Genomic DNA, 24,406 nt, shown 5'->3' with positions numbered 1-24,406 from the left:
GCACCTCGGAAGCGGGGGGGTTCAGCGAGAGTGTCGATATCCTCGATATTCGCAGCCGACCAGGAGCTAAAACGGACCTCGACAGCCTTCGATGCCATGGGTGGTCAGCGCGGCCAATCGAAGCTCTACATTTCCTGGCCCACAGCAAGAGCTCTGATCGCGTCCAGCAGCACGCGAGTCGCGCGGCAATCATCCTCATTGTACGCGAGGATTCTGTGCTTGAGCTCGGAAGTCCGGTGGGTACACCACCGATCGTACCACTCAATCGAGGCCGCGCCGGATGGGTTCGGGTCGCGCCAGGTGAATCCTAGATATCGGGCCAGCGTCTTGATGGAACGGTCTCTGGTCGGCCATTCAGTGGCCTTCAGGACTACGTCTCCGTACAGATCCGTTGCGCGTGCGGGGCTGAACAATCGATCCACGTCTTCCGACGAGCAGATCTCCGGATATTTCCGCTGAAGATTCCGGTAAGCGGTGCGTTCGTACTTCGAATAGTAATAGACTGTAGCTGCGTCTCGCTGCGCGAAATAATCGAGAGCCGCCGCAAAGGCATCGCGCTCCGCCAAGGACGACGTGTCCTCCGCAAAGAACGAGACGTAGCGCTCGGTAGTGCTGTCTCCATTCCGTCTTTCGACGACGCCGTGGAGGTAGCACACATTCCGCAGCGGATCGACCTCGACATCAAAGAACAGCTCCAACGCGGCGGCATCGAGCCTTATGGGGGTCTTAAGATAGGGCTTCGGCTCACGCTTCTTGAGCAGCGCGGCCCGAGCTTGCAACGCGCGGAAGCGCTCGGCCCCGATGCCTCGGAAAACCGACTTCTTGCCTCTGGTGAAGCAGTCGGGATCGATGGCCGCGAAGGCTGCTATGGATGGGATACGCTCGTGCATAGCGTCGCGGTCCGATCGCCGAAGGTCAGCGATCAGCGTCAAATCGTCCGCGTCGGTGAGCTCGTCGAGACAGCACGAATGCCAATGGCAAAGCTTGCACACACCCCCATAGGCAGGCAGCGGGACGGTCCGGCGGGCAAGTATCGAGCGGGCCGCGGCGAGCGTTTTCAAGTAGTCGCCCCAAAGATCTCTGCCCGCCGCATGGCTGGTGAAATCGTACTCGACCCGGTCGCCCCGAACGTCCAACACGAAGGCGCGCCGTCCGGCCGACCGACCGAGACGCTCGAGAATGTCGACGTAGCAGGCTAGTTGGACGGCATAGCTGAGCTTCGGCTTGCCGTCTCGACCCTCGCCTCCACCCTCCTTGCCGCGGCCGGATTTGATGTCTCCCGGCACATAACCGCCAGGCTCCTTGCGTAGCAGGTCGGGCATGCCCAGCAGATCTGCCGCGCTTATCCGGCCGCCGTAGATCAGCGGAGCGCCCTGCGCCATGGCCTCCAACGTGAGCCGTTGCCTGTCGATCTCGGCGGTATTCGACAGGTCCACGAACGGATCTCCCGGCGCGGCGACGGTCTCCCTCTCGAACCGCGCGCCGCGTTCCCACAGCAGCCTGACGAAGACGTTCGTCTCGTCTCGCCTCGCGACGTCGCCGAAGGCGTCGAGCGCGACGCGCCGCGGGCATGCGGCGAGATCGTAGAGGATGGACGCTGTTACCTTCATGCTCGCTCCACAGCCGGTACGAGCAGCTTGCCGCAGCGGATCGCCGGGCGGCAACGGATCGCAAGATGGCCCTTACCCGCGTCCGCTTGGAGGACGCTGAAGAGGCCATCGGCATCGCATCGCCGCTTGCCGCGCTCATGATCCCGCCATCTAGGGTTCTGCGCCGCATGTCCTCGGTCCATGCGCGACTTCCGTCGCCGTCCTTCCGCGGGGCGAGCGGCCATCGAGGTCCAGACGAATCCTTGGCGGAAGTCGGCGATTGCCCGTGGAGTGTCCGACCGTTTTGTGGCACTGCTCTTGCGATCACGGTCATCCCCTCATGGACGAAGGACCGGCGGAGCAGGCGAGTGGGTAGATCCGAGTCCTTTGCCAAAGCGGAGAGGCGGACGAAGGCCGCGCTCGGCCGCAAGGTCAAGGATCTGAGACGGTCGCTTACGATGAGCCAGACCGAGTTGGCCGAAGCGGCCGGGGTACGGCGGGCTTTGGTGAGCGACATCGAGAGAAGCGTGGCCAACCCGACCTTGGAATCCCTCTCCCGGATCGCGAAGGCGCTCGGCGTCGAACCCGCCGACCTGCTCGGCACCGACTCTTAAGCCCCCTATCGAAAGATATCGCCCGCACCGACCCGGCCAACTTCCGATCCGTCAGGATACATTGCGCTGGCCACAGCTTCGGCGCATTTTTTTTGTACGCTAAATAGGACAAAGAACGAAGCGCGAGCCCAATCGCCCCGACCGCCGAGCGTTCCAAACGCTCACCTTCCTCCGAACACCGTTTCGAAAATTCCTGACGCGACAGCGGCAAACACCGGCTGCATCCACCCTTCGCCGCGACCTCGAGTCGGCGAGGGGCGGCATGCATGCCAGCCCACAAGAGAAAGATCGTTCGGCAACCTCGTCATAAACATGCACATTACGGAGAGCTGAGCATGCGCATCGCTACCTTTCCGAAGGACCGCCATTCGGTGGCGCGACCTTCGTTCTTCACCAGCGCCAAATGCAACGTGGCGATACCGGTGCACGACGCGCTCCATTTGGACGCCCTGATGCAGGCGTCCTTGACGCCTTCCGTCCGGACGATCGACTATAGGACAGGTCCGCAGGTCGAGTGCCCACCGGTTTCGCTCGCTGGCGTGGTGCTGCACATGGACGATGGTCGCTTTCTCTTGCGGATCGGCGACCGGCCGCAGCGCAGCCCCGAGGAGGATGCTTGCCTTGCGCACGTCCTCGGATGCCACGGGCTGGTGATGCTGGAGCGCGGCGCGGCCGACGTGCGCCGCGAACCGCTGTTCTCCAACGCGCGCGCGGTCTGGACCCATGCAGGCCGCCAGGTGACGCTGATGGACAGGTTGAAGATCGGCATGGCGCTGGACGAGCATGGGCCGCAGCGGATCTGCGAATTGGAGCGTCGCGCACGCCCGGGACGCGATCTCCTGGCCACAGTCTGCGCGCTGGCCTGCGAGAACTTGCTGCGGCTGGACATCGAGTCCGCGGCCCTCGGTCCCCGGACGCTGGTGTTCGGCTCGTAGCTGCGCTCCGACAGAGCGCCTGATGACCGATCGGTCGAGTAACCCCCCGTCCGCCCGGCCCCCAGGACGGAGCGGGCGCCCTCCGCATCGGCTTTTTGCAGCGCGGGTCCGCCGGTCTTCCGCGGCGTCCGCGGATGTCGACGGCCCGGTCGGTGCTCCGCTCACTCTTTCCGAACCGCGATCCCGACCCACCGATGCGGGACTTGCCGCAGGCCGCTACCGCCAAGGAGAATACCCATGACCGACACAGAACACGACGACGGTCTCCCACAGTCTGGAGAGCCGTTTGACACCGGCTCGCGGTCGACCCGGCCGGATGCCGCGCGCTGTCTCGCGGACGCGGCCATCGAAGCTGCCCTCACCCCTGCCGTCCGGACGCGGCTGACGGGCGACGAGGCTATCGCCATCGTGGTGCGCGTGCCGGGTGCTTCATGGGTCGCGCCGATCGAAGGCGCGGTCCGGCGCCTGAACGACCGCGCGATTATCGTCGCCCGCGACGGTTCGAACAGGACGGTCCACAAGCCGGACTCGGGTAACAGCGAGGTGGCGCGCCAACTCGCCAAAGGCGCGCTTGTCGTCGGTATTGCGCCGCTGACCTCCATCCTGCCGCGCTCGCTCGCCGCCGCCGCCGATCTGACGGTCGAGATCGGGTCCGACGCGGCAGTCCTGGGCGCGGCGATTGCGCGCTTTACGAAATCCGACGCGCCTTACGGGCCCATCGAAGGCTGGGGTGTGCTCGATTTCGACGATCTGGTTTCAGGCTTTCGCGCGGGCTCCGGCCCAATGCAGATCGCCGAGCGGCTGCGGCGCACGGCGCACCGGCTTGCAGCTCCGCGCGAGGACCGGCTGCCCAACCTCGTCGATGCCGTCGAATACGGAGAGGCTCGTGAATGGGGGCTGGCGCTCGGTCGTCGATTTCGGAAAAACAGCATTATATGGAGCGAGACGGGCGCCGGAACCAACGCGCTGTTCGGAGGCCCGCCCGGACTCGGCAAGACATACTTCGCTCGCATCGTTGCAAACCACCTCGGCGTGCCCCTGATTTCGGCCTCTATCTCCGGCATTTTCGCAACGTCTGCGGGATATTTGGATTCTGTCATCAAGGGAGTGCGTGAGGTTTTCGCAAAAGCCGAAGCAAGCGCGCCGTGCGCTATCCTGTGGGACGAGCTGGACGCACTGCCTTCAAGAGAAAGCCTCACTAACGACAACTCGAAATCTAATTCGGCCAGCTGGTGGACCCCGGTGATAGCCGAATTCCTTCTGCAGCTGGATTCCGCGACCGTGGGCCGGCGCCGGGCCGTGTTCGTCTGGGCCGCTTCCAACCATCCGCATCGCGTTGACCCCGCGCTGCTGCGTCCGGGCCGGCTCGACCGCGTCATCCATTTCCGGCCGCCCGGCCCGGACGGCATCGTCTCGATCGCACGCCACCATCTCGGGGCCGATTTGCCGGAAGTCGATCTGACGGCGATCGGTCAGCTCGGCGTCGGCCGCTCGCCGGCCGAGATCGCCGCCGCGGTCTCTTCGGCAAGGCGCGCGGCGCGCGGCGCCAACCGTGCGCTCCGGTTAGACGATCTTGTGGAGGCGCTGGCGCCCCGCCCCGACGTCGACGAGGCGACCCTCCGGCGGATCGCGCACCACGAGTCCGGCCACGTCGTCACGGCGCTCGCGCTCGGCGTCGACGAGGTCGTGGCCGTCGACGTCCTCGGCAACGCGGGCGCATTCGGCCGCACCCTCATGCGCCGGCACAAGGGGCTCGAGACCCGTACGACGATCGAGAACCGGACGATCCACCAGCTCGGCGGCCGGGCGGCGGAGGTGGCGATCTACGCGGGGGACTGCGCCGCCAACGCCGGTGGGGATTTGTCAAGCGACCTCGCCGCCGCGACGGCCGCCGTCGCGGCGTTGCGGATCTCGTTGGGCCTGGGCGGGGGCCTCGCTTATCTCGGGGACCCGGATGCGTCAATCGATTTGCTTCGGGCCGACCCGGAGTTGCGCGCGGCCGTCGACGGTGATCTGGCGCGGCTGCACGGGCGCGCCGTTGAGATCGTCTGCCGTCACAGGTCGGCGCTCGAGGCCATCGCGGCCGCCCTGGTTGAGCGGCGGCATCTGACCGGCGACGATGCGCGAGCGATATTCGCGCGTCATCCGCCCGCGCCCGACACGCCCCGCGCGCGCAGGCGTCTGCGATCGGTGCCGCCCGACCGGCGAGACTAAGCGCCCGACTCCGGTGGAGACCCTACGTCCGTTCTCAATCAGATGGAGCGCACATGCCCACGAGCGACTCGAATCCTTCGACCGACTGCCCATCGTCCGCGGTGATCCATCGTCCGTTTGGCGGCGTCCGGGGCTACCGCCGGATCAGCGACCGCGCCACCCGACTCGTTGTGCATGCGTTCCCGATGTCCGATCTCCCGACGGTCGGGGCCGCCGGCCTGCTGAGCACATGCGGCGCATACGTCCTCACCGACGGCGAGACGGCGTACCTCGGCGAGAGCAGGCGTCCCAGCCGCCGCCTTTCTGAACACGCGGCCGACCCCGGAAAGGCATTCGCCCGCGAATGCTTCGTCGTGTGCGGCTGCGACAAGCTCTTGGCGGTCGATCTGCAGTTCCGGTTGACCCGTCTCGCCCTCGAAGCCGGAGTGGTCAAGGTCTGGAAGGGAGCGAATCCGCCCGAGCCCGATGTCACGGACGCGGAAAGGGCCACGCACGACCGCATCGCTGCCGATGCTCTCCGATTGCTGCACGATGTGGGCTGCCGAATCTTCCATCCAACGGGGGAGGCCGAGACGGCGGCGCCAGCCGGTACACCGCCGTCTGCCGAGATCCCGACGGACGAGCCGACCGATCCGGTGGATTGCGAACCGATGACCATCGGGGTCAGCACCGTCCCTTTGGGCAGCCAGGAGTTCGAATTGCGCTACGGGGGTTTGTTCGCCCGCGGCTATTGGGCGGCCGGACGTTTTGTCGTGAGCGCCGGATCGGAGGTCAGGCTGGCGATCAACGACAGCGCTCCCGCGCTGACCCGCAGTCGCCGGGATGAGTTGTTCGCGGCCGGCGTGCTGGCTCCGATCCCCGGCGTGGTCGACCGGCGCAGGCTCACCGTTGCGATTTCGTTTCCGAGCGTCTCGATCGCGGCCAAGGTGCTGGCCGGAGCCCACAGCGCGGGTAGATGGGCGGCTCGCGACCCTGCGCAGGCCGTCTGGCTGGCGTAGGTGCCACTGCGGCGGGGACCGCCTGCAGGAAGAACCGCAGACGAGGACATCGTTTTCAAGGATTCGATCTAACGACCCGATGCGAAGGTTTGCGATTTTCGATACCGGATCCGTCGAGAACCGAGGCATTGAAATCGAAGCCTCGAGGTCGAGCCCTTAGAGACCGGATCCGGTGCGATCCAGGGAGGCATCGAAATGCGGGCAACCGGGTCCGGTGAGGGAGAAGATATCGAATCCTTGACGGCGGCTAGGCCGGCCGGCCCGCCGCCCGACAACGTCCAAGGATTCGACCTCCACCTTCGCGCGCGCCTGCTCGCGGCGTTCGGAACCGCGCACACCATCGGATTCGCTGCTGCGGCTAAGCTGTTGAAATTGGACCAGAAAACATTGCGAAAGCACGTCCGGCAGGGTAGGATCGGTTCCCGGATCGTTGGAACCGGGCGGTGGCGCATCCGTAGGGAGTTCGCACTTTCCGACATCGAGGCGTTCTACGCCCCGATGGTCGAGAGGTCTTTAGATACCCTCGGCGCCCCCGTCCGGTGCGGCCAGAAGAAGCGGCAAGGCCGGATCGGTTTTCTGCTGCGTCATACGGCCCGCAGGGCGTCGGGAAGGAGGAAGAGAGCTTGAAGCGCAAGAAGGTTCCCGGGCTTCGCCGTCGGCCGGGTCAGCGCAATTACAGCGCGGACATCATGGTTGCGGGCATCAGATGCCGCGACAGCCTCGAAACGGACGATTTCGACGAGGCGGTACGCCGGCTGCAGGCGAAGCGCGAAGAGCTTAGAAGGCTCGCGGCCGCGCCGGCGAGGGCCGTCGCCGACATGTCCCTGAACGAGGCCGCTCAGGTCTACTGGGAGGAGGAGGGCGAGGGAAAGAGAGATGCGGACGCTACCGACGGGCTGATCGCTAGGGCCGTCCGGTTGGCCGGACCGAACGTCATGCTTTCCGAGATGGATGCCGCCTTCTACAAGAGCATCCGCCGCCGGCTGCGCGCCGTGCAGCCCAAGCGGGAGAGCGGCAGCGGCAGGCAGCTGAAGAACGGCAGGTACAAGCCGAAGTCCATCAACAAGTATCTGGACATCCTGCTGCGGATCCAGACGAACGGTGAGATCCATCTCCGCACGTCTTTCCCGAACAAGCCCGATCCAGGGCAGATCGGGTTGATGGAGAAGGTGACTCACCGCAAGCGCCGCCTCTCCGCCATGGAGCAGCGCGATCTGATGGCCGCAAGCGAGCAGGATCTGCGTGACATCCTCGAGTTCGACCTCGAGACCGGTTTCCGTGCCGACTGCCTGTGCGGGGCGAGGTGGGACGACGTCGCCGTCTTCGAAAAGACCATCACGCTCGCCGTCAAGGACGAGGGCCTGGACGACTCCCTCCATACGGTCCGCCTGACGCCCAAGGCACTCGAGATCCTCGACCGCCGCAAGCATCTGCATCCCGACCTGATCTTCACCTTCGTGTGCAAGCGCGCGTACTGGAAGGGCACGGTGCGCGTCGCCGCGGGCGAGCGCTACGAGGCGAAATACCCACAGCTCCAGCGCAAGTTCGCGAAGGCACGGAATGATGCCGGAATAGATCAGGACCTCATTCTTCACGACGTCAGGCGGACAGCCGCCCGGCGTGTCTTCGAGGAATCCGGGATCGACGAGGCGCAGCTCTTTCTGGGTCATCGCGACCGGAAAACGACCATGAACTATCTGGGCCTTGAGCAGAAGGACATCGTCCCGGCGCTTCTGCGCGCGAGTGCGCGTGCCGCGCGTGCCCAGCGCGAGCTTGAGGAGGCCCTCGCGGGGAGCAACGTCGTCGCGGTCGATCCCATCCACGCCTCGCTGCTGCGGTTCGAGGCGGAGCGGCGGGCGAGCCGGGCCGCGGCCAACCGCGCCCCATCCGTCAGCGGGGCAGCTTCGGGGTCCAGATGAACCCGCCCGCGGTGCGCCGGATGTTCGAACCGGGGTCGCGCGCAACCTTGTCCATTTTTCGTTCGAGCCAGTCCGGGGCGAAGTCGGCGAGGCGCTCCGCCCCGATCTTCTTCTCGATCGTCTCGAGCGCAAGCGCCCGGCGCGCGCTCCTCACGATCTCCTCCACGTCCGCAAAGACGAGCCGCGCAAGCCGCCTGTGCCTCCCCCACGCCGTGTCGACCGGCTCGTGGGCGCGCTGTCGCGTCCGAAGCCGGGGCGGGCGCTCGCCCAGAAACCAGATCAGCCCGAACGAGCCTTCGACACGTCCCATGCTGGATCCAACCAGGGCCTCGGCGACCCTGCGGGACGGAACCCGGGCCTCCCAGCCGATTTTTGACTTCAGGTGCGCGGCTATCTCGTAGGGCCGGAGGGCGCAATTGCGCTCGCGTAGCAGCAACGCGGTGAGCCTCGCGGCCTTCGGCTCGGCGGCGTGTTGCCAATCCGCCGGGGTCACCAAGGTGATCCGACGCCGCTTCTCCTCCTGCTCTATCCGCTCCAGTTTCTCCGACGCGCGCTCGCGCCGGGCAGGCGTCTGCGGATTCGCCCAGGCCCCCTTCGGCTTCCGTCGTGGCTTGGGCGCGGACGGGCGGAACGCCGCCGGCCGCGCATTCACGGCCTGAGCTTCCTTCCTCGCTTCGCGGCGGGAGGCGTGACCCGTGAGGAAATCCCGGCCGGGCGGCAGGGGGGCGGCCGGCGCGACCGCGAAGGATCTGTCGGGCGCCGGCACGGGCGGCGCAGCGACCGGGGGTGGGCGCCCCTCTGTCATCGCGAACCAGAGGTCGCGCGCCATCCGGTGGACCTCGTCGGGGACGGCCGCAAGGAAGGACTCGCGATCCTTGCGCCAAAGCCGGACCATCCGCCGGGTCGCTGGTTTGTTCAGGAAGGCCTCGACGATCTCCCCGTCGGATACCGCCTCGAGCGAACCGCGTTCGCGCAGCAGGGCGTCGCCGAGCGCTCGCACCGCCTTGACCGTCGGCTTCGGCAGTCCCGACGGCTTGGGTCCGCGCCGACCGCTCGTGTTTCCTCTTCGCCTAGCCTGCTCCGGCATGCCCGCGCGCCCCTGAAATTCCCGCCGAACGTGCACCGGCAAAGGTTGGCGTTCGCTGAACGCGGCGCTTGCCGGGACGGAATTTCCCGTTTTTTTCCCGCAGAGGCCGAGCAAGGGGGCTCGACGCCGATGGCATCGGCGTCGAACGCAACCGGTATTAGAGCGTCGGTCTCCAAAACCGCTTTTGCCCAAAGAGGACAAAAATCGGCTTAATGCCCGCCAAATATGGACTTCCTCGACCTGAACCGTCGATTTCCGTAGCGGAACGAACGGCAAACAAATTCACCGAACGGGAATTAATTTCCCGCACTTTTCCCACACGGTCTAAGGTTGTGTCGGCCGAGCACTCGTTCCTGTGAGAAATCACACGTTCGCTTGCCCTACGGTCCGATCGCTCGCCGCCGTGATCGCGTGCTGCGGCATACCCCGACAGCTTCCAGGCGGCGCCGCGCTCCCGATGAACGTTGAAGGTTCGAGCCGGCCGACCGCCACGTCCGCGAAGTAGTCTGTCTTCGGATCGAAGCCCACGATCACACATCGGCCAAAGAGGTTGTCATAGGCCTACCTCGACCGCCAGTGGTAGTCCCGATCGGGCTTTACCAACAGCAGGTAGTCACCCGTCGGCAGTCCTGATATACCAGTCTTCGGACGGCCAAGCAGGCGCTCTGCCGCCGGCATGCGGGCGGCGATGACCTTCTCCTAGATGAGGCCCAGCTTCCTGCTAGATGAGGCCCAGCTTCGCGTCGATGACGATGGCGCGCCACGTTTGCGGGCGGCGGGGGAAGCACTGGCCGCGGGGGCATCTCGACCGAGGTCCACGAACCATCGTGACGACGTCATCGATGGCGATGCGGACGGACGAGCGGTGGCCCCGCTTGGCCCGACATCCGACGATCACGCCGGGACCGATGAGAGGGGCGCGTTCCGCCGACGGTGAAGGCCTCCCCATACTCCATGGCTGTGATAAGCAGCGAGTCACCCTTCGGCAGCCTAGCCGCCAGCTTCGGCTTCTGCCTGAAGAAGTCGCGCAGCAATCGCACCTCGCGGCTGGTCTCGATTGCGGTGATCGACCGCGCGGCAGGATCGACCGAGATGGCTCTGATGCCTCGCATACTGTCTACTCCTCAATTGGTGGCGACATCCGCGCCGCTCCGGACTGCCCATTGCAGGGTGGGCACTGAAGAGAGGAAAAGGAACGTTCCCTCGTGGACGATGGTCGGAAATGCGGTGAAAACGAAGTGGTGGGAGACAAACTTGCCAAGGATCCCGCAGAGGTTGCTCCATCCTCCTCGATTGATCCAAAATCGGCTTGCGGAATTGCAATCAGAAGTGCCAAGTCCTCGTCGCAGATGTGACGGAGGTACGACCGGCCTGCAGCCAGTCGTGACCAAGGTGCGGACGCATTCGCGAACCTTACCCTCTTTGACTATGCTCGGTTAGCAAAGGTGAGGATCGTCTCGCAGAGTCGGTCGAGAGTGGCCGTATTCGCGCGCAGGTTCTGCAATTCCTTGAGCCTTGCACCGATATGGAGCGTGTTCTTCTTGAGGCCGGAAACATTCCCGTAATTGGCAGACGCGCGCGAGCCAGCAGGTTGCCAGTGCGCTCCAGCATCAACCTCCACACATTTTCCAAGGTCATGCGGCCAGGCGACTAGGCTCTCGGACCAAACTGCATCAGTGGGAAAGGGATCCTGCTGTTGCATGCCAGCCAAATGAAAGAGCGCACTGTTGTCACGCCGATGGCTTGCTTCTATTGATCGCTGCTGATCTGGATTGTTGTGTGTGAGCTTGTCTCCATCACAATCGAAGATCACAAAAGTCGGAATCTGCAGTTGTTGGGCGATGATCAACGGCCGGATAAGTTCGCTCTTGCCATTCACCGCAACGATATGAGCACCTCTTGCGCGGAAGCTTTCCCAACGTTCCGACAGTACCATCCAAGCATTGATATACGCGGCGTCTTCAAGACCCTCGACGAGGATGAGTTTGGGAGTGAAAAACATCTCACTAAGGTGCGGTTGCATGACTTGATGGAGCTTGGCTAACACCCCTTCTTGAGCGGTCGGGCGGTCGCCGGTCACGGCTGCATATCGCTGTCCTAGCCTGTCGACCGAACAGGAATGCACCGTGGCCCGCCCCTCGTTCCGACGTTTGCGAACTAGACGGACTCGCTCGAAGGTCGTGCCGTCCACGAAATAGGGACTATGAGTCGATGCAATGACCTGCGCGCCGTTCCTACTCAGCTCCTGAAGGACTGACGCCAGGTGTCGGGCTTGTGGCGGATGCTGATATAGCTCCGGCTCTTCGATGCCGAGAAGCAGCCGGGGCCCGGCGGCGTCCGCAACAGACAGTCCTTGGAGCAGCGCGATGATGTACGAGCGCTGCATGCCGTGGCCGAATCTCGCAATCGAACCCTCGAACTCTCCGTCGCCTGCCAGCAGCCTGGCCACAGGCTCTTCAATCCGAATGGATGACTTCGGATCTTGATGCCATTGCAGCTTGGCGGTGGCCTCGGGATGCGACCACTCCGCAAGTCGGTTCTGCAAGTCGCGGGAGATGTCGTCGAGTGTTCCCTGCTGCAGAGCCAGCATCTCTCGGTAATTGGCCTCGGCTTGAGCGCGAAGCTCGATCAATCGATCCGAGAAACTGACCTGTGATCGAACCGTGCGGGCGAGCAGTCGTCCGAGGGCGGTATTCTTTGCCTCTGCCTGTTCGCCTGCCGCGTCCTTCACCGCAGGGACGTATACCCACTGGACGAACTCGCGGAGGCGACCCTGGCCATGGGTTGCGCCGTAGAACTGATCCTCGCTCGGGATCGGCTTGCATTGATCGACCCGCTCTGCCTCGTACGCGCGGAGCGCGTCGGCCATATCGCCCTTCGTCTTGGCACTTGCTGGCAGATCGGTGAATTGTTGCCTCAACGCCGCGTAAGCGGCTTTTAACTCGTCTGCTTTGGCCCCATCCCCGTTCCGCTTGAAGTAGGGCGCGAATTCCTCCATCGCCAGGCGGTTGCCGTACTGTTTGACCGTTGCGGCTCCGCTGGCAGGATCATAGTCAGCCCGCGCGGTGACCATCAGCACACCCTGACGGTAGTAATCTGCGAATGCTTCCTGCGCTTCCCGCGAAAGGTCTGCGAACGTGACCGTGATTTCGATTGGCTCGTCGACATTACCGCGGTGGAAGTCTTCCTTGTCGAGGTTGCTCAGGTTGGTTGATGTGTTCTCGATCTCCCGAAAGAAAATGTTCAGTGCGCAAAGGACTGTCGACTTGCCGGCGCCGTTTGCGCCGACCAAGCAAGTGTAACTATCGAACTCGACAGTTTCATCCTGATAAGCGCGCAGATTTTTGATGCGTACCGATTGGATGCGCATGCCGAATCCCCCACCCGATAGTGCTGAAAACAACCACAGCGAGCGAGATGAAGCTAGTGACCTTCTGCCACTGATCTGTGCATGATTTGTACGTCAGTTATACCCCCCGGCGGATAACGAAGTTTCAGCTCGAAGTCGCAGAACCATCTGTTGCAGCGGGACTTTTTGGGATGGAGCGGCCAAAGGGGATCGCACCCTCGTATGCAGCTTCGAGAGACCGGCGATCCAACGAGTCAGGCTCGCGGCGAAGCCGATCAGCCTAGAGGGATGGTCGTGGCATCAATGCCGGCATTTCGGCCCCAAGATCCGGCTTTCGCCATCTAGCGAATGGTGGCACTTTGGGCCGAATTCGAACGGCCCGCGGTTCTCCACCGCGGTTCTCCCCCAACGAATCCGGGGGCTCTCGGCGCCCCTTGTTTTACAGGGTTTTTCGAACGTCGCGGTGGGCTGGCGGAGAGGGAGGGATTCGAACCCCCGATAGGCTTGCACCTATGCCGCATTTCGAGTGCGGTGCATTCAACCACTCTGCCACCTCTCCTGAAGGCGCCATGGTAGGAGCAGGGCCCCTGTGGTTGGGGGCGTTAATAGGCGAGGATGGCGGGCCAGACAAGGCGCGCGAGACGAAAATCAGGCCGGTTTTCGGAGGTGGCGAGGCCTTGTGACGGCGAAGATGCCGTTCGCGGGGGATTTCAGGGGCCGTTTGAAGGGTTTGCGAGAGATGCCGCTCCCCCGAAGGTGGCGCGCGCAAGGACTGAAGGGGGCTGGAGCGGTTCGAATCACCGATCGGAAAATCGGGGTGGGACCGCCAGACGCGGTAAACACTGGCGGTCCCGTGCCGCTCATTGAAATGCTGGCTGGGAAGGGCGGCTTCGCCGGCCAGGGTGAGGCGACCGTTCGACCCTAGCGTGCGGCCCCGGCGCCGCAACGCAATCCGGTCCTTAACCTAACCAGTCAAGGTTACTCCTTGTCGCTTTTGGCGCTGTCCTTGTTGTTTTCCTTGGCCTTTTTCTTGCCGTTCTCCGTAGTGTCCCGGTCCTTTCCGCTGTCCTTGCGGCGGTTGGTGAAGCGCGCATTGCCAAGGCCCGTGCCGATGGTGAGCACTCCCCAGCGCTCGACGTCCTGCATGAACGGCACCTCGGAGAGGCCCTGAACCACGCCGTCATTGTGCATCAGGATCGCGGTGTCGTGCTCGCCGATCTCGGGGATGCCCTCGATCAGGCTCGCCGGCAGGTTGAACTTGCTGCTCTCCCAATTGCCCGGCAGGTTCTGCGCACCCTTCTCGATCGAGCCGTCGTCCTTGATCACGCCGGGACAGGCGATGCCGATGAAAGGCGCGAGCTTGAAGCCTTCGTTCTCGGCTTCCGTGATCAGCCCCTTCAGCATCTTGGTGAGCCGCTTGACCGCGCCTTCGCGCGTCGGCTCATCGTCGGCGTGACGCCACAGCTCGGATTTCACGACCTTGGCCTTCGACAGGTCTTTTGCTTTTTTCCAAGCGGTTTCGACCAGGCCACAGCGGATATTGGTGCCGCCGATGTCGACGGCCAAAATGCTGTCATGGGCCTCGAAGATCCAGGACGGCGCCAGATGCAGCGCGCCGATCAGGCCGGCTTCATCCGGGTGATGGCGGATCGGCATCATGTCGATCTTGAAGTCCTCGGATTTGAGGATGATCTCGGTGCGCGCGATCGCGAGCTCGCCGAGCCGGGAATCGCGGAAGCCGCCGCCGACCACGATGCGCTCGGTCTTGGCCCAGGCCTTGGTCTTGAGGAAACGCCGGGTGACGTAAGCGAGCTCCTGGGCGAAATCCTCGATCGCGCTGTGCACCACCGCGGAGGCCTCGGTGTCGTCGCCGACCAGGATGGCATCCAGCGTCTTCTTGCTGATCTCCTCCGACGGTTCCTTGCCGAACGGGTCCTCCCCGGTCTTGCGCAGCGGCTTGCGCCAGCGGTCGAGGATGTCGCGGAAGGCGCCCTTGCTGGCGCGATCGCCGAGAAAGCCGTCCTCGTCCTTCATCTCGATGTTGAAGCTGTCGATCTCCACCGACGGCAGCCGCTCCGCGCCGTGATGGGCGATGCCCGTCGTCTTGACCAGTTCGTCTGTTGCCATGAGAGCCCTTGCCCGCTTACCTGTTCCGGCGGACTAACTGCGAGGGAACCGCTTTGTTGCAAAGCCGGTCGGGATTCGGCCGAAGGCCGCAGGCCGGGCCAAATCCTTCAAATCCGGGCGCTTTTCGCCCGCTTTTCCTTGACTCTTCGCGGCCGGCGGCTATAAGTCCCACAACCGGCGCGGGGCGTTTCTCGCGCCGCTTGTTTTTGCGTGGGTTTTCAAAGGGATAACTCCCGCCCGCACAAAACTCGCATAAACCCTTAGCGACTGACAAAAAGCCGGCCCGGACGATATCCGTCGCGAGGCCGGGATTTGAACACGGAGAAAAAACGATGTTCGCAGTCATCAAAACCGGCGGCAAGCAATACCGCGTCGTGCCGGATGATGTTCTCGAAGTAGGCAAGATCGAAGGCGAAGTCGGCTCGATCATTCAGCTGAATGAAGTCCTGGTGGTCGGCGGCGACACGCCGGTGCTGGGTATTCCGACGGTCGCAGGCGCGTCCGTTGCGGTCGAGGTGCTCGACCACAAGCGCGGCCCCAAGGTCATCGCGTTCAAGAAGCGCCGCCGCAAGAATTCGCGCCGCAAGCGCGGCTATCGCGACGAGATCACGGTGCTCCGCATCTCCGAGATCCTGACCGATGGCGCCAAGCCCACCAAGGGCCCGCGTCCGAAGCGGGAGAAGGTGGCGAAGGAGCCGGCAGCGGAAGCCGCCGAGTAACGCGAAATCGATCACGCCAATTCACGAATTGATGCGTGAGAAATTTTGAAATGATTCCGTCAAGGAATTGATCTAGAAATACGCAGGATTTCGGAGACGAGCCATGGCTCACAAAAAAGCAGGCGGTTCATCGCGCAACGGTCGCGATTCCAAGGGTAAGCGCCTCGGCATCAAGGCGTTCGGCGGGGAAGTTGTGATTCCCGGCAACATCATTGCGCGTCAGCGCGGCACCACCTGGCACCCGGGCCTTAATGTCGGCATGGGCACGGACCACACTCTGTTCGCCAAGATCGAGGGTCGCGTCACGTTCCAGGCCAAAGCCAACGGCCGCACCTTCGTATCGGTGCTCCCGCTCGCAGAGGCGGCTGAATAGACGGTGGATCAAATTGGAGTCCGCCGGTCCTACCAAACCGGCGGAGTCCAGAGATCGCAAGAGATCGAAGGCTCCAAGGGGGAGGCGGGAAACCGGCCTCCCCTTTTCTTTTGACTTGCTCACTTTGACTTAGTGACTTTCACGGAGCCGGACATGTTGCAGGATTTCTCGAGCGCGACCTTGGCTGAGGCGAGACCTGGTGTCGTCGCCACCGAACGGCTGACCTTGCGGCGGCCGACCCTCGCCGATGTCAGGACCATCGCCCGGCTCGCCAACGACCGCCGTGTCGCCGAAAACACCCGCCGCCTCCCGCATCCCTATTCGCAGGACGACGCCGTCGCCTTCGTTCGCGCCACCGCCGCGCTCGGCAGCGAGACCGTGTTCCTGATCGAGCACGACACCGGGCCGGTCGGCATGGTCGGCATCGACTGCTCCACGCCCGGCAATGCCGAGCTCGGCTATTGGCTCGGCGTCGAGCACTGGGGCCAGGGCTTTGCCACCGAGGCCGCCCGCGGCGCGATCGACTTCTTCTTCGAGGAGTTCGAGGACGAGCACCTCTATGCCGGCGCGCGCGTCACCAATCCGGCCTCGCGCAACGTGCTGGAGAAGTGCGGCTTCCAGTGGAGCGGCGTGCAGCTACATCGCTTCCTGGCGCTGGGCTCCTCGACGCCGGTCGACTGCTTCCGCCTCTCGCGCGGCGTGTGGGCGTCGCTGAAGAGCTGGAGCAGTGCAAGACGGGTGAGGTAGGGCGCGGGCGCGTCCTCAATCACCGCTGTCGTCCCCGCGAAGGCGACGCGAAGGCGGGGACCCATAACACAGGGAACAGTGCGGGGCGAAGCGCCCACTCCGAGCCTTCGCAAAACACTTCCCTGTGGGTATGGGTCCCGGGCTCGCGCTACGCGCGCCCCGGGACGACAGCGTGGGTGGGGCTACGCCGGCGGATTGATCTCTTCACTTGCGCGCCCCAAATCGCGCTCGCGCAGATAAATATAGAACCCCGCCCCGATGATGATCGCGGCGCCGATGAGCGTGGCCATTGACGGGACGTCGCCGAACACAACGAAGCCGAAGATCACGGCCCAGACGATCATGGAATATTGATAGGGCACCACGACGCTGGCCGGCGCCAGCTTGAGCGAGCGGTTGACGCAGAACAGCGCGGTGACCGAGACGCATCCGGCCAGCGCGAAGATCACGAGGCTGCTCGGCGTCGGCGGCACCCAGTGAAACGCCGACAGCACCGCGCCCAGCGAAAACGTGCCGACGAATTGCGAGGATGCCATCACGATGTCGGGCGTCTTGCGCAGGCTGCGCGTGATCAGCATCAAGGTCGCAAACGACAGGCTGCCGCCGAGCGCGACCAGCGCCGGCAGGCTGACGGTCTGCGCCGACGGCCGCAGCGCGATCAGGACGCCGCAAAAGCCGATCAGGATCGCGGTCCAGCGCCGCCAGCCGACCTTCTCTCCTAAGAAGATCGCCGACATCGCGGTGACGAAGATGGGACCGGCGAGATAATAGGTGATGACGTCGGCGAGCGGCAGATAGACGGTCGCGAGGAAGAATGCGGCGACCTCGAGCGTCGACAGCACGACGCGAAACAGCTGGAGCCACGGCCGCTCGAGGCGGACGAAATCGTGGCGCTGCCGCCAGATCAGCGGCGCGAGCAGCAGCAGCGCCGCGCAGGCGCGCAGGAACAAGAGCTGCCCCACCGAATAAGTCCCGACCAGGAACTTGCCCATGGCGTCGCCGAACGAGAACATGAAGATCGACAGCACCATCAGCCCAATGCCGGCGAGGCGCGCGGAGCGATCGTCATAGGCGGAGAGGTTCTTGAACAGGGGCATTGCAGCGAGTCTGAGTGAGGGATTCGTCATTGCGAGCGCAGCGGAGCAATGACGGCGGAGAGAGCGTCAGGAATCGGCTAGTAGTATCGCTTGCGGCCGTTTTAATGACGTGGCCGCGCCGGACAAGCCCGTATCGCCGAATTGAACGGATTGTCGCACTCTTCGCGTCGCGGTAGCGATACGCGCGTCCCGAATGAGAGAGCATGGCATGACCGACTTCGATCCGACCCAGCATCGCATGATCCCCACGCAACGCTGGTTTGAGGATTTCGTCATCGGCGAACGCTTCGTGCTGCCGAGCCGGACCCAGACGCCGGCGATATTCGCCGCGTTCCAGACCGCGAGCGGCGACACCCATCCCGTGCACTATGACGTGGAATATTGCCGCAGCCGCGGCATGCCGCATCTGCTCGCCCACGGTTTCCAGACGCTGATCCACACCGCGCCGGGCGCCGGCCTGTTTCCGTTCATGGTCGAGGACTCCCTGGTCGGCTTCCTCGAGCAATCGAGCCGGTTCCTCAAACCCGTGTTTGCCGATGACACCATCTACCCCGCGCTCGAGGTCACCGAGCTGATGCCGGGCCGCACCACCGGCGCGGTGACGCTTCGCAGCACCGTGTTCAACCAGCGCAAGGAGCTGGTGCTGGAGGGGATGCAGAAATTCCTGATCCGGCGCCGGCCGACTGGTTAAGCAAGGGGCGAAATCGCGAGAAATTCGCCCGATTTGCGGGTCTATCCGGGTTGCCGCGGGAGACCTGCTGGCCTACCTATGGCCCATGAAATTCCTCGACGAAGCAAAGGTCTATATCCGCTCCGGTGACGGCGGGAACGGCTGCGTGGCGTTCCGCCGCGAGAAGTTCATCGAATTCGGCGGTCCCTCCGGTGGCAATGGCGGCCGTGGCGGCAACGTCATCATCGAGGTCGCCGATGGCCTCAACACGCTGATCGACTACCGCTACCAGCAGCACTTCAAGGCGCAGAAGGGCGAGAACGGCTCAGGGTCGGACCGCCACGGCGCCAACGGCAAGAATATCGTGCTGAAGGTGCCGATGGGCACGCAGATCTTCGACGAGGACCGAGAGACGCTGATCCACGACTTCACCAAGGTCGGCGAAAAGTTCGTGCTGGCCGAGGGCGGCAATGGCGGCTTCGGCAACGCGCATTTCAAGACCTCGACCAACCGCGCGCCGCGCAACGCCAATCCCGGCCAGGTGGGCGAAGAGCGCTGGATCTGGCTGCGGCTGAAGCTGATCGCGGATGCCGGTCTCGTCGGCATGCCCAATGCCGGCAAGTCGACCTTCCTGTCCAAGGTCAGCGCGGCGCGGCCGAAGATCGCCGACTATCCCTTCACCACGCTGCATCCGCAGCTCGGCGTCGTGAATGCCGACGGCCGCGAATTCGTGCTCGCGGACATTCCCGGCCTGATCGAAGGCGCGCATGAAGGCACCGGCCTCGGCGACCGCTTCCTCGGCCATGTCGAGCGCTGCCGCGTGCTGCTGCATCTGATCGATGCGACCTGCGAGCACGCCGGCAAGGCCTACAAGACGGTGCGCAAGGAACTCGACGCCTATGGCGGGCTCTTGACCGACAAGATCGAGATCGTCGCGCTGAACAAGATCGACGCGGTCGAGCCGGACGAATTGAAGAAGCAGAGGGACCGGCTGAAGCGGGCTGCGAAAAAGACGCCGCTGCTGCTCTCCGGCGTCACCGGCGATGGCGTCAAGGAAGCCCTGCGTGCGCTGGTCGAGGTGATCGGCGAGGCCCCGGTGTCGGCCAAGGCCAAGAGCGCGGCCGAAGCGGAGCCGTGGTCGGCGTGATTGTCGTCCCTGCGCACGCAGGGACCCATACCGCGTGATCTCTCGACTGCGGATGGTTGCAGTACCGAGCGACGAATCTTCGCCAAACCACTCCCTATGGTTATGGGTCCCTGCTTTCGCAGGGACGACAGCGGAGTGTGAGACTACGGGCACGCGCGTCACTGGCTTGTCTTCGCTAGCGCGATAGCGCAGCATCAACAATCAAGAAACGGCAGGGATGACGCATGGCGCGCGCGAAGAATGTTCTCTGGATCATGTGCGACCAGCTTCGCTATGATTATCTCGGCTGCACCGGCCATCCCACGCTGAAGACGCCGAACATCGACGCGATGGCCAAGCGCGGCGTGCTGTTCAGCAAGGCCTATGTGCAATCGCCGATCTGCGGCCCGTCGCGGATGTCGTTCTACACTGGCCGCTACATGCGCTCGCACGGCTCGCACTGGAACGGCTGGCCGCTGCGCGTCGGCGAGCCCACGCTCGGCGATCACCTCAAGAAGATCGGCGTGCGCAACGTGCTGGTCGGCAAGACCCACATGGCGCCCGATCTCGAAGGCATGAAGGCGCTCGGCATTCCCCCGGAATCTGTCATCGGCGTGCACGTCGCCGAATGCGGTTTTGAACCGTATGAGCGCGACGACGGTCTGCATCCGACCGGCAGGCCGCGTCCGAAATACGACGATTATCTGCGCGGCCAAGGTTTTGAAGCCAGCAATCCCTGGGAGCATTGGGCCAATTCGGGCGCGGCCGAGGACGGTAGCTTGCAGAACGGCTGGCTGCTGGTGCATGCCGACAAGGCCGCGCGCGTGCCGGATGAGCATTCCGAAACGCCCTACATGACGCGGCGCGCGATGGATTTCATCGGCGAGGCCGAGACCGACGGCCGGCCGTGGTGCCTGCATCTGTCCTACATCAAGCCGCACTGGCCCTATATCGCGCCGGAGCCCTACGCCAGCATGTATTCGACCGACGACATGATCCCGGTGATCCGCTCCGAGCGCGAGCGGCAGAATCCGCATCCGGTGTTCGGCGCCTATATGGACATGCGCTACTCCCGCAACATGGCGCGCGACGATGCCCGCGAGAAGGTGATCCCGACCTATATGGGCCTGATCACCCAGATCGACGACCAGATGGGCGTGCTGATGAAGTTTCTGGAAGAACGCGATCTGCTGGACACCACCATGATCGTGTTCACCAGTGATCACGGCGATTATCTCGGCGATCACTGGATGGGCGAGAAGGATTTGTTCCACGAGCAGTCGGCGAAGATTCCGTTGATCATCATCGACCCGTCGAAAGAGGCCGACGCCACACGCGGCACGCGCAGCGACGCGCTGGTGGAAGGCATCGACCTCGCGCCGACCTTCGTCGACTATTTCGGCGGCAAGGTGCCGGGTCACATCCTCGAAGGGCGCTCGCTGCTTCCGCTGCTGCGCGGATCGACGCCGCCTGATTGGCGCAAGGTCGCCTTCTCCGAATACGACTATGCCATGCAGGATGTGCGGCTGAAGCTGAACCAGCCGATCGAGCGCTGCCGCCTGTTCATGGTGTTCGACGGCCGCTGGAAATACATTCACGCCTCCGGCTTCCGCCCGATGCTGTATGACCTCGAAACCGATCCGCAAGAATATGTCGATCGCGGCGACGACCCCGAATGCGGCGGCATCATCGCGCGGTTGCGAGCCGAGCTGTTCGACTGGGCGCTGCATCCGAACGACCACATCACCACGCCGCGCGAGAAGATCGCAGCCTATGCCGAGAACCAGCTCCAAGTGAAAGGCGGCTTCCTGATCGGCATCTGGGATGAGAAAGAGCTCGACGCGATCAAGGACGGCATCGCGCAACGCGCGAAGATGTAAGCCAAATCATCGCTCGGTACGTCTTAAGGGCGGTCCACGAGTCGTCCTTCGAACTCCGGTTTGCCCGGAACCAGAAAGAGGCGATACCACTCGACATCTTTTCGCTGGGCGAATTCGACATCAGCGAGGTTCGTGCTCTCGCCGAGGCTCAATTGATCGATTCCGAGATTTTGCGCGGCCGCATAGATCGAATAATCGCCCGGCTCCACGCCTGCGGAATATGCAGGCTCATTGTCGATCACCGACATGACGTGAACGCGTCCGCTCTCGGAACGGAAGTGGACGCAGGTGATCCGCTGCCATTCATCGAAGGAGGGCGGCCGGCTAGCGGCGACCAGCTCGACCCAATGGTCATTAAGATCAGCTTCGGTATTGATCATGCGGAACGTGGGCGCGCCTGCAAAGCCCCGTTTGGCCTTCTCGTCATTCCAATTTTCATCAGCACCAAGCGGTCTGCGCGGATCGTCGCAGACGACGATTTGATAGTGACTCGCAAACAACCGCGCGGCGCCAAGCAGCTGCTGTTCCATTAGCGGAGACCCACTTCACGATTACGGTTCAATTCTCGATCTTGTATCCCGTCGCCTTGACGATCGGCTGCCAGAACGCCGTGTTGGCGGCGAGCTCCTTCGAAAGCCCGTCCGCATTGCTCCCGACCGGAATCAACCCGATCGCGGTGAGCTTCTCCTTCACCTCCGGCTTGGCCAGCATCGCGACCGCGGCTGCGCTGAGCTTTTCGGCAAAATCCGGCGGGCTGCCGGCGGGGAGCCACATGCCGTACCAGCCGTCGGCAACGAGATCGATGCCGCTTTCCTTCAGCGTCGGCACGTCGGGGACGAACGTCGAGCGCTCTGCGCTTGCAATCGCGAGGATCCTCACGCCGTTGGCACGATGCTGCGCGATCGCATCGGATACCGTGGTGATGCCGAACGGCAGATGGCCGGCGATGAGATCATTCATGACCAGCGCACTCCCGCGATAGGGCGCCCGGGTCATTGAAAGATCAAGCATCTGTTCAAGTCGCCATCCGAGGAAGTGCGGGATGTTGCCGCTGCCTGGTGTCCCATAGGCGGCCTTTGCGACATTTGCCCTCAACCAGGTGACGAGTTCACTGAAACTACCCACCCCGATCGCGGGACTTGCAACGACGGCAAACTCGAAGCGAACCAGTTGCGACACGGGGACGAAATCCCTGGCCGCGTCGAAGCTCGGTTGATTCTCCACCATCGGCAGCAGGTACATGGTCGGACCCGTCGTCACCAAGATTGTATTGCCGTCGGAGCTTGCGCCCTTCACGGCCCTGATTCCGATCAACCCGTCACCACCGGTACGATTCTCGACGATCATGGTTCGCCCAAGCGGGGCGCCGAATTGCTCGGCTATGAGACGACACAAGGCATCACCGCTGCCGCCTGCCGCGAACGGGAAGATGATGCGCGTCAGCGGTCCGGATTGAGCATGTGCGCCACTGGCCTGCCCCAGCAAGGGCAGCGAGAGGCCTCCGCCGATGAAGCTGCGTCGGTCCACGTCATCCTCCCTCGTTATTGATTATTCGAGGCATAGACTGCCCGGGCCTCGGCCGACAAGGGCGCCGTTAGGCCTATTTACCGGCTCCGCTGCCTTGCGCCGGCCACCGTCCTGCTGCAAAAGCTAGCCGCATCGGCGCCGCCCCTTTTTGCTCCGCCGGACCAACGACAGAGCAATTTGACGACCGCCATGGCCAGCCCCGAACTCAGTCAATTCCGCCGCATCGTCGTCAAGGTCGGCTCCGCGCTGCTGGTCGATTCCGACAAGGGCGAGGTGCGGGCATCCTGGCTCGCCGCGCTTGCCGACGACATGGCCAAGCTGCACAGGGAGGGGCGCGACGTCCTCGTCGTCTCCTCCGGCTCGATCGCGCTCGGCCGCAGCCGCCTCAAGCTGCCGCGCGGCCCGCTCAAGCTGGAAGAGAGCCAGGCCGCCGCCGCCGTCGGCCAGATCGCGCTGGCGCGGATCTGGTCCGAGGTGCTCGGGGCGCACGACATCGGTGCCGGCCAGATCCTGGTTACGCTCCAGGACACCGAGGAGCGCCGTCGCTATCTCAATGCACGCTCCACCATCGGCAAGCTGCTGGAGTGGCGCGCGATCCCCGTGATCAATGAGAACGACACGGTCGCCACCAACGAGATCCGCTACGGCGACAATGATCGCCTCGCCGCGCGCGTCGCCACCATGGCGAGCGCCGACTTGCTCGTGCTGCTGTCCGACATCGACGGGCTCTACGACGCTCCACCGAAGAACAATCCGAACGCAAAGCTCATTCCGGTGGTCGAGAGCATCTCCTCGGAGATCGAAGCCGTGGCGGGAGACGCCGAGTCCGAGCTGTCGCGCGGCGGCATGCGCACCAAGGTCGAGGCGGCCAAGATCGCGACCACCGGCGGCACGCATATGCTGATCGCCTCCGGCAAGATCGAGCATCCCTTGCAGGCGATCGCCGACGGCGGCCGCTGCACCTGGTTCCTGACGCCGGCCAATCCCATCACCTCGCGAAAGCGCTGGATCGCGGGCACGTTGGAGCCGAAGGGCACGCTGACCATCGACGCCGGCGCGGTGACGGCGCTGCGTGCCGGCGCCAGCCTCCTGCCGGCCGGCGTGATCAAGGTCGAGGGCCAGTTCGCCCGCGGCGATGCCGTGATCGTGCGCGGCCCCGACACCAGCGAGGTCGGCCGCGGCCTGATCGCCTACGACGCCGAGGTCGCCGAGCGGATCAAGGGCCGCTCCTCCCCGGACGTGATGACCATCCTCGGTATCAGCGGAAGATCGGAGATGATCCACCGCGACGATCTGGTGGTGGGCGGGTAAGGCCCGAAGAGCACCCAAGCCGTCATGCCCGGGCTTGTCCCGGGCATCCACGTCCTTTCGAAGGCCGGGCAAGACGTGGATGGCCGGGTCAAGTGTTTAGCCCGGACAGATCACTGACGGGTGT

The 24,406-nt window shown here is 64.0% G+C and carries 20 protein-coding genes and 1 tRNA gene; 13 read left to right on the top strand and 8 right to left on the bottom strand.

Annotation, left to right across the window (positions count from 1 at the left end; all coding sequences use genetic code 11):
• Positions 1-125: 125 nt before the first annotated feature.
• On the bottom strand, positions 126-1,610 hold the full coding sequence (locus IC66_RS0123720) for a TM0106 family RecB-like putative nuclease (protein WP_038949267.1): 1,485 nt from the start codon (positions 1,608-1,610) through the stop codon (positions 126-128).
• Here IC66_RS0123720 and IC66_RS43585 point away from each other — a divergent pair.
• The 6 genes from IC66_RS43585 (at position 1,571) to IC66_RS0123690 (ending at position 8,269) form a co-directional block, all read left to right on the top strand.
• On the top strand, positions 1,571-2,203 hold the full coding sequence (locus IC66_RS43585) for a helix-turn-helix domain-containing protein (protein ID WP_349643739.1): 633 nt from the start codon (positions 1,571-1,573) through the stop codon (positions 2,201-2,203). The two genes, IC66_RS0123720 and IC66_RS43585, sit on opposite strands and share 40 nt — an antisense overlap.
• 335 nt (positions 2,204-2,538) lie before the next feature.
• Entirely contained in the window at positions 2,539-3,138 is a 600-nt protein-coding gene (locus tag IC66_RS0123710) for a hypothetical protein (protein WP_038949266.1), read from the top strand.
• Positions 3,139-3,375: 237 nt separating this feature from the next.
• Complete coding sequence (locus IC66_RS0123705; protein WP_049806607.1) at positions 3,376-5,352, top strand: AAA family ATPase; 1,977 nt, start codon at positions 3,376-3,378, stop codon at positions 5,350-5,352.
• Positions 5,353-5,405: 53 nt separating this feature from the next.
• Positions 5,406-6,350 (top strand): hypothetical protein, encoded by a 945-nt coding sequence (locus tag IC66_RS0123700; RefSeq protein WP_038949264.1) that lies wholly within the window; start codon positions 5,406-5,408, stop codon positions 6,348-6,350.
• A 195-nt stretch (positions 6,351-6,545) separates the two neighbouring features.
• Positions 6,546-6,977 (top strand): helix-turn-helix domain-containing protein, encoded by a 432-nt coding sequence (locus IC66_RS49240; protein ID WP_038949263.1) that lies wholly within the window; start codon positions 6,546-6,548, stop codon positions 6,975-6,977.
• Positions 6,974-8,269 carry a tyrosine-type recombinase/integrase gene (locus IC66_RS0123690; protein WP_038949262.1) on the top strand — a complete coding sequence of 432 codons (1,296 nt, stop codon included), beginning with the start codon at positions 6,974-6,976 and terminating at the stop codon, positions 8,267-8,269. Before IC66_RS49240 ends, IC66_RS0123690 begins: the two co-directional genes overlap by 4 nt.
• Here the strand turns inward: IC66_RS0123690 and IC66_RS0123685 are convergent.
• From IC66_RS0123685 to IC66_RS0123665, 4 genes are all read right to left on the bottom strand, one after another.
• Positions 8,241-9,470 carry a hypothetical protein gene (locus tag IC66_RS0123685; RefSeq protein WP_157158079.1) on the bottom strand — a complete coding sequence of 410 codons (1,230 nt, stop codon included), beginning with the start codon at positions 9,468-9,470 and terminating at the stop codon, positions 8,241-8,243. The two genes, IC66_RS0123690 and IC66_RS0123685, sit on opposite strands and share 29 nt — an antisense overlap.
• 1,312 nt (positions 9,471-10,782) lie before the next feature.
• The gene (locus IC66_RS0123675; protein ID WP_038949259.1) at positions 10,783-12,726 is read right to left on the bottom strand and encodes an ATP-dependent nuclease; all 1,944 of its coding nucleotides are present in this window, start codon (positions 12,724-12,726) and stop codon (positions 10,783-10,785) included.
• 448 nt (positions 12,727-13,174) lie between these two features.
• Positions 13,175-13,264, bottom strand: a tRNA-Ser gene (locus IC66_RS0123670).
• Positions 13,265-13,683: 419 nt separating this feature from the next.
• Positions 13,684-14,832: an ROK family protein gene (locus IC66_RS0123665; protein ID WP_038949258.1), complete on the bottom strand. Its 1,149-nt coding sequence runs from the start codon at positions 14,830-14,832 to the stop codon at positions 13,684-13,686.
• Between the two features lie 332 nt (positions 14,833-15,164).
• On the opposite strand from IC66_RS0123665, the gene rplU reads away from it, so the two are divergent.
• The 3 genes from rplU (at position 15,165) to IC66_RS0123650 (ending at position 16,671) form a co-directional block, all read left to right on the top strand.
• Complete coding sequence (rplU, locus tag IC66_RS0123660) at positions 15,165-15,551, top strand: 50S ribosomal protein L21 (protein WP_028139187.1); 387 nt, start codon at positions 15,165-15,167, stop codon at positions 15,549-15,551.
• Between the two features lie 103 nt (positions 15,552-15,654).
• Positions 15,655-15,924: a 50S ribosomal protein L27 gene (gene rpmA / locus IC66_RS0123655; RefSeq protein ID WP_008137923.1), complete on the top strand. Its 270-nt coding sequence runs from the start codon at positions 15,655-15,657 to the stop codon at positions 15,922-15,924.
• A 153-nt stretch (positions 15,925-16,077) separates the two neighbouring features.
• On the top strand, positions 16,078-16,671 hold the full coding sequence (locus IC66_RS0123650) for a GNAT family N-acetyltransferase (protein ID WP_038949256.1): 594 nt from the start codon (positions 16,078-16,080) through the stop codon (positions 16,669-16,671).
• Between the two features lie 182 nt (positions 16,672-16,853).
• Here the strand turns inward: IC66_RS0123650 and IC66_RS0123645 are convergent, their stop codons facing one another.
• Positions 16,854-17,768, bottom strand: a complete 915-nt coding sequence (locus IC66_RS0123645) for a DMT family transporter (protein ID WP_038949255.1) — start codon at positions 17,766-17,768, stop codon at positions 16,854-16,856.
• A 208-nt stretch (positions 17,769-17,976) separates the two neighbouring features.
• Between IC66_RS0123645 and IC66_RS0123640 the strand changes: the two genes are divergently transcribed.
• From IC66_RS0123640 to IC66_RS0123630, 3 genes are all read left to right on the top strand, one after another.
• Complete coding sequence (locus tag IC66_RS0123640; protein WP_028139190.1) at positions 17,977-18,459, top strand: MaoC family dehydratase; 483 nt, start codon at positions 17,977-17,979, stop codon at positions 18,457-18,459.
• A gap of 85 nt (positions 18,460-18,544) precedes the next feature.
• Positions 18,545-19,585, top strand: coding sequence for a GTPase ObgE (gene obgE / locus IC66_RS0123635; RefSeq protein ID WP_038949254.1), 1,041 nt, complete (start codon positions 18,545-18,547; stop codon positions 19,583-19,585).
• A 224-nt stretch (positions 19,586-19,809) separates the two neighbouring features.
• Entirely contained in the window at positions 19,810-21,444 is a 1,635-nt protein-coding gene (locus IC66_RS0123630) for an alkaline phosphatase family protein (protein WP_038949253.1), read from the top strand.
• Positions 21,445-21,467: 23 nt separating this feature from the next.
• On the opposite strand, the gene IC66_RS0123625 is transcribed toward IC66_RS0123630, so the two are convergent.
• Together IC66_RS0123625 and IC66_RS0123620 are read right to left on the bottom strand one after the other, a co-directional pair.
• The gene (locus tag IC66_RS0123625) at positions 21,468-21,974 is read right to left on the bottom strand and encodes a hypothetical protein (RefSeq protein WP_038949252.1); all 507 of its coding nucleotides are present in this window, start codon (positions 21,972-21,974) and stop codon (positions 21,468-21,470) included.
• 28 nt (positions 21,975-22,002) lie between these two features.
• Positions 22,003-22,971 (bottom strand): Bug family tripartite tricarboxylate transporter substrate binding protein, encoded by a 969-nt coding sequence (locus IC66_RS0123620; RefSeq protein ID WP_028139194.1) that lies wholly within the window; start codon positions 22,969-22,971, stop codon positions 22,003-22,005.
• 189 nt (positions 22,972-23,160) lie between these two features.
• Between IC66_RS0123620 and proB the strand changes: the two genes are divergently transcribed.
• Positions 23,161-24,282, top strand: a complete 1,122-nt coding sequence (gene proB / locus IC66_RS0123615) for a glutamate 5-kinase (protein WP_028139195.1) — start codon at positions 23,161-23,163, stop codon at positions 24,280-24,282.
• The last annotated feature ends 124 nt before the right edge of the window (positions 24,283-24,406 follow it).

This window comes from Bradyrhizobium genomosp. III, assembly GCF_000261705.1.
GTDB lineage: Bacteria > Pseudomonadota > Alphaproteobacteria > Rhizobiales > Xanthobacteraceae > Bradyrhizobium > Bradyrhizobium ottawaense.
Note: the sequence above shows the minus strand (reverse complement) of the source record. Positions and strands in the feature narration are given on the sequence as shown.

Bases quoted from the DNA above. Each gene is read 5' to 3' on its own strand.
- obgE (WP_038949254.1), top strand. From the start codon at position 18,545: ATGAAATTCCTCGACGAAGCAAAGGTCTATATCCGCTCCGGTGACGGC.
- proB (WP_028139195.1), top strand. From the start codon at position 23,161: ATGGCCAGCCCCGAACTCAGTCAATTCCGCCGCATCGTCGTCAAGGTC.
- IC66_RS0123675 (WP_038949259.1), bottom strand. From the start codon at position 12,726: ATGCGCATCCAATCGGTACGCATCAAAAATCTGCGCGCTTATCAGGAT.
- IC66_RS0123665 (WP_038949258.1), bottom strand. From the start codon at position 14,832: ATGGCAACAGACGAACTGGTCAAGACGACGGGCATCGCCCATCACGGC.
- IC66_RS0123700 (WP_038949264.1), top strand. From the start codon at position 5,406: ATGCCCACGAGCGACTCGAATCCTTCGACCGACTGCCCATCGTCCGCG.
- rplU (WP_028139187.1), top strand. From the start codon at position 15,165: ATGTTCGCAGTCATCAAAACCGGCGGCAAGCAATACCGCGTCGTGCCG.
- IC66_RS0123650 (WP_038949256.1), top strand. From the start codon at position 16,078: ATGTTGCAGGATTTCTCGAGCGCGACCTTGGCTGAGGCGAGACCTGGT.
- IC66_RS0123720 (WP_038949267.1), bottom strand. From the start codon at position 1,610: ATGAAGGTAACAGCGTCCATCCTCTACGATCTCGCCGCATGCCCGCGG.
- IC66_RS0123645 (WP_038949255.1), bottom strand. From the start codon at position 17,768: ATGCCCCTGTTCAAGAACCTCTCCGCCTATGACGATCGCTCCGCGCGC.
- IC66_RS0123630 (WP_038949253.1), top strand. From the start codon at position 19,810: ATGGCGCGCGCGAAGAATGTTCTCTGGATCATGTGCGACCAGCTTCGC.
- IC66_RS0123625 (WP_038949252.1), bottom strand. From the start codon at position 21,974: ATGGAACAGCAGCTGCTTGGCGCCGCGCGGTTGTTTGCGAGTCACTAT.
- IC66_RS0123710 (WP_038949266.1), top strand. From the start codon at position 2,539: ATGCGCATCGCTACCTTTCCGAAGGACCGCCATTCGGTGGCGCGACCT.
- IC66_RS0123640 (WP_028139190.1), top strand. From the start codon at position 17,977: ATGACCGACTTCGATCCGACCCAGCATCGCATGATCCCCACGCAACGC.
- IC66_RS43585 (WP_349643739.1), top strand. From the start codon at position 1,571: ATGCGGCGAGATCGTAGAGGATGGACGCTGTTACCTTCATGCTCGCTC.
- IC66_RS49240 (WP_038949263.1), top strand. From the start codon at position 6,546: ATGCGGGCAACCGGGTCCGGTGAGGGAGAAGATATCGAATCCTTGACG.
- IC66_RS0123705 (WP_049806607.1), top strand. From the start codon at position 3,376: ATGACCGACACAGAACACGACGACGGTCTCCCACAGTCTGGAGAGCCG.
- rpmA (WP_008137923.1), top strand. From the start codon at position 15,655: ATGGCTCACAAAAAAGCAGGCGGTTCATCGCGCAACGGTCGCGATTCC.